This window comes from Holospora undulata HU1 (assembly GCF_000388175.3).
Lineage (GTDB): Bacteria > Pseudomonadota > Alphaproteobacteria > Holosporales > Holosporaceae > Holospora > Holospora undulata_A.
Genome location: NZ_ARPM03000177.1, coordinates 1 through 5,272 on the forward strand (window position 1 = coordinate 1; position 5,272 = coordinate 5,272).

Annotated in this window: 8 protein-coding genes and 1 tRNA gene; 3 read left to right on the plus strand and 6 right to left on the minus strand. The window is 38.5% G+C overall.

Features of this window, described 5'->3' with window-relative positions:
- Positions 1-131: 131 nt before the first annotated feature.
- A complete protein-coding gene (locus K737_RS09650) occupies positions 132-269 on the plus strand; it encodes a hypothetical protein (protein WP_235075709.1) in 138 nt (45 codons plus the stop codon).
- Positions 270-393: 124 nt separating this feature from the next.
- Here the strand turns inward: K737_RS09650 and ruvX are convergent, their stop codons facing one another.
- The 3 genes from ruvX to K737_RS05510 all read right to left on the minus strand — a co-directional run bounded on the left by ruvX (position 394) and on the right by K737_RS05510 (position 1,474).
- On the minus strand, positions 394-861 hold the full coding sequence (ruvX, locus tag K737_RS05500) for a Holliday junction resolvase RuvX (RefSeq protein WP_052563245.1): 468 nt from the start codon (positions 859-861) through the stop codon (positions 394-396).
- A complete protein-coding gene (gene greA, locus K737_RS05505; protein ID WP_006302103.1) occupies positions 846-1,310 on the minus strand; it encodes a transcription elongation factor GreA in 465 nt (154 codons plus the stop codon). Before greA ends, ruvX begins: the two co-directional genes overlap by 16 nt.
- 90 nt (positions 1,311-1,400) lie before the next feature.
- Positions 1,401-1,474, minus strand: a tRNA-Pro gene (locus K737_RS05510).
- A 222-nt stretch (positions 1,475-1,696) separates the two neighbouring features.
- Here K737_RS05510 and K737_RS05515 point away from each other — a divergent pair.
- A complete protein-coding gene (locus tag K737_RS05515) occupies positions 1,697-2,644 on the plus strand; it encodes an L-threonylcarbamoyladenylate synthase (protein WP_006302104.1) in 948 nt (315 codons plus the stop codon).
- A gap of 6 nt (positions 2,645-2,650) precedes the next feature.
- On the opposite strand, the gene K737_RS05520 is transcribed toward K737_RS05515, so the two are convergent.
- The 3 genes from K737_RS05520 to K737_RS09010 form a co-directional block, all read right to left on the minus strand.
- Positions 2,651-3,469, minus strand: coding sequence for a hypothetical protein (locus K737_RS05520; protein WP_235075712.1), 819 nt, complete (start codon positions 3,467-3,469; stop codon positions 2,651-2,653).
- A gap of 422 nt (positions 3,470-3,891) precedes the next feature.
- Positions 3,892-4,221 (minus strand): transposase, encoded by a 330-nt coding sequence (locus K737_RS09005; RefSeq protein ID WP_081731188.1) that lies wholly within the window; start codon positions 4,219-4,221, stop codon positions 3,892-3,894.
- Complete coding sequence (locus K737_RS09010; RefSeq protein WP_081731189.1) at positions 4,161-4,646, minus strand: winged helix-turn-helix domain-containing protein; 486 nt, start codon at positions 4,644-4,646, stop codon at positions 4,161-4,163. Before K737_RS09010 ends, K737_RS09005 begins: the two co-directional genes overlap by 61 nt.
- Positions 4,647-5,027: 381 nt before the next feature.
- Here K737_RS09010 and K737_RS05535 point away from each other — a divergent pair, with 381 nt between their 5' ends.
- The gene (locus K737_RS05535; protein ID WP_023492378.1) at positions 5,028-5,231 is read left to right on the plus strand and encodes a helix-turn-helix domain-containing protein; all 204 of its coding nucleotides are present in this window, start codon (positions 5,028-5,030) and stop codon (positions 5,229-5,231) included.
- Positions 5,232-5,272 lie beyond the last annotated feature (41 nt).

The following is a 5,272-nucleotide window of genomic DNA, read 5'->3' on the forward strand; positions in this document are numbered from 1 at the left end:
TACAAGGCTAGAAAGAAACTGCATGGCTTCAAAATTCCATTATTTCAATTTACATTAGATCTAGAGTAATCTTTTATTAAAACATTAATTATTATTTCAGGAGGGGATTTCAATGCTGTTAAACATTTATTTTGACACTTTCAACTCTTATGGATTTCGCCCCCCTTGCAAACACACGACCACTTGAGATGCTAGAGGGAACACTGCGTATTTTTGCGGCGCTTCACGCTAATAAAACTTTGAAAATTAATCATGCTATCTTTGGTTGAAAGTCTCCTAGTAATAAGATCTGGTATCACCTGTATTTTTTTTAAGCAATCAAATCTATTTAAAAAGTAACTGAAATTTTTGCAACGTCAATTCTTAGAAAAATTAAATAATCTCTATAAATTTTTAATAGTACTTTTCTTTCCTTAAATAGCTTAGGCGGTCTAGAGCATGTTGTAATATAACTGTTGCTGCTTGAGCATCGATCTTTTTGCTTTTAGAAATTGTAAGGTGCTGAACGGAAAGTGTGCTTAAACGCTCATCCCATAAGCACACAGGATAGGGCGTTAAAAAACTTGCAAATTCTACGACTAAATCGCACCCTTTGCTCCAAGATCCATCTAAATTCAAGGGAAGCCCCAAAACCACCCAAGAGGCAGAATAGCCCTTCAAAATTTCTATGATTTTTTTTGCTAAACGACTATACGCCGATGTAGAAAGAACTTCCAGCGGAACTGCCAAAGTGTTTTCCGGATTTGATATAGCAATTCCTGTAAGTTTTTTTCCAAGATCTATCCCCAAACACGTTTCTGTCTGATCTAACACCGCTCGTTCTTCTAAAGAGATGTGTTGTTGCACTAATCTGTATCGCAACTATACTGAACAGACTTAATTAAAAACTGCTTTTCTTTTTGAACTATGGTAAGCACCACATAGTCTCCCACTTCTTTTCCTATCAACGCTTTTGCCAGCGGCGCTTCTATGGAAAGTTTTCCCTGCTTTATGTCTGCTTCGTCCGCTCCAACTATTTGGTATTGAACTTCGCGCTCCTCGTCTTCTAAAACAACATAAGCACCAAAAAACACTTTGTTTCCAGAAAGTGTTCGAAGGTCTACAACCTGAGCACGAGATATGCGCTCTTCTATATAGCGAATACGCCTCTCTACAAGGTGCTGTTTTTCTTTCGCTGCGGCATATTCCGCATTTTCTGAAAGGTCTCCGTAAGAGCGAGCTTTTGCTATTTCTGCAATAACCTGAGGTCTTTCTACAAAAGTTAAATTTCTAAGTTCGTCTTGAAGTTGACGTAAACCACGTTCCGTCATGGGGATAGAATTGGACACAAATATCGAATAAAAAAAATACCAAATACATTATAATACTATTTTTTTTTAAAAGCAACACCACAAAGGGCGTCGGGGTGAAAGGATTTGAACCTCCGACATTCTGCTCCCAAAGCAGACGCGCTACCAGGCTGCGCCACACCCCGAATATTAGGAATGGTAGCACAATCCATTTCAGTTGACAAGACTGAATAAAAATTATTATCGCCAAATTGGATATCTTGACACGCATCGCTTGTATTTTTCCCTTCATTCTGTTTATATTTGAAAAAAATTTGGTATACTGTTTTATATTTCTGGGGGATAAAAGTGCTTTTTATTGTGTTCTATTTAGGTGAAATATTTTTTCTTATGGAGAGAAAAGCAAGATGCTTCAAGGGATAGCGCTTCTGGAAGCGGTGACTTTATTAAAAAAAAATCAGATTGTCGCCCTTCCTACAGAAACAGTGTATGGTTTGGCGGGACGCGCAGAAAGTGTTGAGGCAGTAGAAAAGATTTATGAAGTTAAACGACGTCCAATTTCTAACCCTTTAATCGTTCATTACGCAACTCAAGAAATGGCATTGAAAGATGGGGTGCTCTGTGAGCAAGGAAAAAAACTCGTAAAAAAAATTTGGCCCGGTCCATTGACTGTTGTTGTTGACAAATCTCCTGACTCTAGGGTTGTTTCTTTGGCGCATTGTGGGCTTGCGAGTTTTGCTATTCGGGTTCCTAATCACCCAGTAATGCATTATATATTGAATCAGGTCGGCCCTCTTGCTGCTCCCAGTGCAAATCCTTCGGGGGGAGTAAGCCCAACAACTGCAGAGCATGTGCATCAAGCCTTTTCAGGAACAGTACCAGTACTAGATGCAGGGCCGTGTGTTATAGGGGTTGAATCTACCATTATTGATTTGAGGTTTTATCCCTTTTCTATTTTGCGCCCAGGATACTGGACTTTAGAAAAATTACTGAAAGAATTCCCGGATATCTCTTTTCAAGAAGCGCAAAGCTCAGATATTATTACACCAGGAACTTCATTTCAGCATTATTCTCCTAAAAAGCCTTTGTTTTTGAATGTTTCACCCCCGTTTGATCTTGAAATGGGGATCATAGGATTTGGTCCTCTGCAAGGAGATTTGCCAACCCAACCATTTGTGCAACTTAGCGTAAAAAAAAATATTGAAGAGGCTGCAAGAAACATCTTTTCTGCTCTTCATTATTTAGATCGCTCAGAAAAATGTCTTTCTATTGGAATCGTGCCTATTCCATCTTACGGAATAGGCGCTGCAATTAACGACCGGTTGACAAGAGCGGCACTTAAAGATCACTCTTAGCAAAACCTAATCGCTTCGATTGTGTCTGCTTGTCTTTAGACATTGATCAGGTTCGTCAAAATCTTCAGAACCTCGTTGAGATGATGAGCAGCTGCTTTCGTTGTTTTCCTTTTTAGACAAGCTTGATTCATCAGAACTGCTAGAGCTTTTTTCCACTAGCTGCAATTCTTCGCTGGCTTGAGAAGCCTTCTTAGATTGTTCTTTTTGAAGTCGAGCAAACTGCTCTACCAAAATTTTTTTTTCAAGTTGCAAATCTGCTCCGCAAATTAGTAAGCATTCACAAGCAAGCTCTTTTTTTGTCTTAGCGCTTATATCAGCCAAAGCCAAGTCCCTATCTTCAGGATACACTGCATTTTCAAAGGAAAAAATAGACCTTAAAAAACGCCACCTTCCGGGCTCTCCCTGGTCAGTAGGGGAAGACAGGCTTGTGCGTTCTAATACAATGGCTTCAAATAAGGGGAGTTTTTCTTCTATTCCTCCCTCTTGTTTTAAATTTCTCTGAAAGTTTTCTAACGTTTTTAATCCAGAGCCAAACACCTTTGTCGAGTCTAAATTATACGCAAATGCGCTTAAAGCCATGCTGCGAAGCGCCTTGTTAATTTCTACTTCATTGTTTGCTAAATTAATGACCGAGAGAGAAACTTTTTTCAAGAAATCACAAAAATTTTCTGAAGTTCCAAATTGCTGAAATATTCTTTTAGCTCCTTCTTCAATTTTTTTTGTAATATCGTTTAAAACGTTTTCCCCCCCCCCAAAGCAAGTAACGCTGCTAACTGTCATCAGGGCAAACACACACCGTATCTTTTTCATCTCACACACCTTCATTTTCAAACACACAGCGATGATATATTTGCCTTATAAAAAAAACAATAGATAGCGTGCTTATAGTGAAAGTCTTTAAATTTTTTGTTATAAACTCGGTGTGTAATATTAATTTTTATTCTAATGCTTTAATAAAATTTTTGTACAAACAACTAAATATTAGAAAAAGAGAAAGGACTTTTTGTTATAGTGTAAATGTGACGTCTAGACTACAAAAAACCCCTTATATATCGAAAGCGATCAATTTAAAAATTTTTTAAGAATATGGTTTGTAAAGATAATTCTTTTAATAAAATATAATATAAATAAATACGATTAATAACATTACAAGATGTAAAATCAAAAAATTCTTGTTTTTTGTAATAAAATCGAAAAAAAGAAGCCTTTAACTAAAGATATACCCAATCAAAGTGAATGTATGGATTTTAACCGCTGAAAGCTATCATTACGCGATCAGTCATAGAAGTGGCAATTTCAGGCCAGGTAGTGTTGAAAAAATGCATAATTGCTTCGCGGAATTCTTTGGCAGAAGAAAAAAATCGATTATTTATCACCTGTTCATTCATGATTTTCCAACATCGTTCAATGGGATTAAGATTGGGGCTATAGGGCGGCAAATAATGTAAAATAATGTTGTGTGTGACAGCCGCTTTTTGAGTTTCTCGATTTATGTTGTAAGAGCCTCGATCAACAATCATGTGGATTCTGGGAGCCTTTGGATAGAGCTCTCGAAGATGCTGAAAATGCTCTTGCATCGCCCGACTATTAAGGATTTCATGGAGTGTCGCAAGACGGCAATTCGCGATAAATCTAAAGATCTCATCACGTTAATACGTACCCGGGACGCCGTAGTCGCAATCGGTTGTCGCATTCCTTTTCGGATCCATCCATAGGTTATTTTCGTTGCCATGGTGAGGTGGACACCATATCCAAACAAAATGGGCTCGTCTTCTGAGGTCATTTTTAATAATTTTTCATAGTGTTGAATGAATATCTCTTGCTTTTCAAGATCTGCTTTCGAGGGCGTTGCCGCGGGGTTTTTGTAGGAAAATCCATGGGCGCGCAACCAATAGGTCATGCCAGACAAAGTGTAGGAAATACCATAGGTTTGCTTCACGTATTGAACACTATCAGCTCTTTCATATAAGTCGCAGTCTCCAAGTGCGCCATCAGTTCGGATGTTTGTGACGCATTCAACTTAGAGTCACTGCCACCGTTATCTGGTTTCAACTTCTAAGAATCAAGATACTCTTGGATATGGCGGCTAAATCGTCTCTTCATCAAGCATCAGGGCCCTCAGCGATCTGCACATACATCCACCCCTTATCCGCAAAAAGAACAGCTTTGATGCGGTCTTGCACCCGGCCATCCCGTTCCTTTCGGTGACGCGCTCTAAGGTCTTGATGTATGAGGTCTGTTAAAAAAATATTCATAAACATATATTTAAAACGTTTAACTCAATCTATCCATACCTTCATCTAAGAGGGGTATATTTTTCGTTAGAATCAGTAAAGTAAGTCTTTTAAAAGTCTCTAAAAATGATTGTATGTAAATTTTGTGAATGGTTAAGATTGCTTTAAAAGCGGTTTTGTTCGAGGGGGAAAGCGGTACAAATGTAAAAAATGTAGAAAAAATTTCACGAGGTGTACCTGAAAAAGACAAGCTGAACGCCCTTGTTTTATACGCAAGTGACTTTTCAATGAACCGAATTGCTCGGCGTTTTGGTGTCAGCGCGAGCGCTGTTTTGAAGGAGGTGGCACCTTAGGATCAAGGCTATGCGCCAAAATTGAGCCATCCCCAGAAGAC

What these genes read in the sequence shown, in the direction of transcription:
- K737_RS05520 (WP_235075712.1), bottom strand. Translation starts at nt 3,469, where the DNA reads ATGAAGGTGTGTGAGATGAAAAAGATACGGTGTGTGTTTGCCCTGATG.
- K737_RS05535 (WP_023492378.1), top strand. Translation starts at nt 5,028, where the DNA reads ATGGTTAAGATTGCTTTAAAAGCGGTTTTGTTCGAGGGGGAAAGCGGT.
- greA (WP_006302103.1), bottom strand. Translation starts at nt 1,310, where the DNA reads ATGACGGAACGTGGTTTACGTCAACTTCAAGACGAACTTAGAAATTTA.
- K737_RS09005 (WP_081731188.1), bottom strand. Translation starts at nt 4,221, where the DNA reads ATGCAAGAGCATTTTCAGCATCTTCGAGAGCTCTATCCAAAGGCTCCC.
- K737_RS05515 (WP_006302104.1), top strand. Translation starts at nt 1,697, where the DNA reads ATGCTTCAAGGGATAGCGCTTCTGGAAGCGGTGACTTTATTAAAAAAA.